This window comes from Mycobacterium sp. WUMAC-067 (assembly GCF_020217485.1).
Taxonomy (GTDB): Bacteria; Actinomycetota; Actinomycetes; order Mycobacteriales; family Mycobacteriaceae; genus Mycobacterium.
Genome location: NZ_JAEKMI010000149.1, coordinates 1 through 1,294, shown reverse-complemented (window position 1 = coordinate 1,294; position 1,294 = coordinate 1). Strand labels below are relative to the sequence as shown.

The window sequence follows — 1,294 nt, the reverse complement described above, 5'->3', positions numbered from 1 at the left end:
AGGCTGTGGCGCTGCTGTTTTCGCGTTCGGTCGAGGCGGTGGTGGCGATCGTGGCGGTGCTCAAGACGGGGGCGGCGTATCTGCCGATCGACCCGGGAGTGCCGGCCGAGCGGATGGGGTTTGTGCTGGCCGATGCCGCACCGATCGCTGTGGTCACCGCCGGTGAGCTCGTCGAGCGTCTCGATGGGTATGACGTGGTGGTCATCGACGTGGGTGATCCCGCTGTTGCGGCCCAGCCCAGCACGGGGTTGGCGGGGCCGGATCCCGACGATGTCGCGTATCTGATTTACACCTCGGGCACCACCGGGGTGCCCAAAGGTGTTGCGGTTACTCATCGTAATGTGACGCAGTTGTTGGGGTCGTTGGATGCCGGCCTGCCTGGGGCGGGGGTGTGGGCGCTGTGTCATTCGTTGGCGTTCGATGTGTCGGTGTGGGAGATCTTCGGTGCGTTGTTGCGCGGTGGGCGGCTGGTGGTGGTGCCCGAGCCGGTGACCGCTTCCCCGCAAGAGCTGCACCGGGTGCTCGTTGAGCAGCGGGTCAGTGTGTTGACGCAGACCCCGTCGGCGGTGGCCGCGTTGCCGGTTGAGGGGTTGGAGTCGGTGGCGTTGGCGGTGGTCGGTGAGGCGTGCCCGGTGGAGGTGGTGGATCGGTGGGCGCCAAATCGGGTGATGGTCAACGCGTATGGTCCGACCGAGACCACGATGTGTGTGGCGATCAGCGCACCGCTGAAGGCCGGCTCGGGTGCGGTGCCGATCGGTGCGCCGGTTTCGGGGGCGGCGTTGTTTGTGCTCGACGGGTGGCTGCGCCCGGTGCCCGTCGGGGTGGTCGGGGAGTTGTATGTGGCCGGCGCCGGCGTGGCCACCGGCTATGTGGGCCGACCCGCACTGACCGCCTCGCGCTTTGTGGCGTGTCCGTTCGTTGGCACGGGAGCGCCGGGCCAATGCATGTATCGCACAGGGGATTTGGTGTGTTGGCGCGCCGATGGGCAGCTGGATTACCTCGGGCGTGCCGATGAGCAGGTCAAGATCCGCGGGTATCGCATCGAACTCGGGGAGATTCAGTCCGCATTGGCCGCCCTGGATGGCGTGGAGCAAGCAGTCGTCATCGCCCGCGAGGACCGCCCCGGCGACAAGCGTCTGGTCGGCTACATCACCGAATCGAGCACCGGGACAGTCGATTCCGGCGGGCTACGTACCGCGCTGACCGAGCGGTTGCCGGAATACATGGTGCCGGTTGCGGTGGTGGTGTTGGACGCGCTGCCACTCACCCCCAACGGCAAACTCGACACCCGCGC

General features: G+C 67.3%; 1 protein-coding gene. It reads left to right on the top strand.

What is annotated here, in order from left to right; all coding sequences use genetic code 11:
* Window positions 1-1,294: amino acid adenylation domain-containing protein (locus JF781_RS27930; RefSeq protein ID WP_225341356.1), on the top strand; the 1,294-nt coding region annotated here is incomplete at both ends.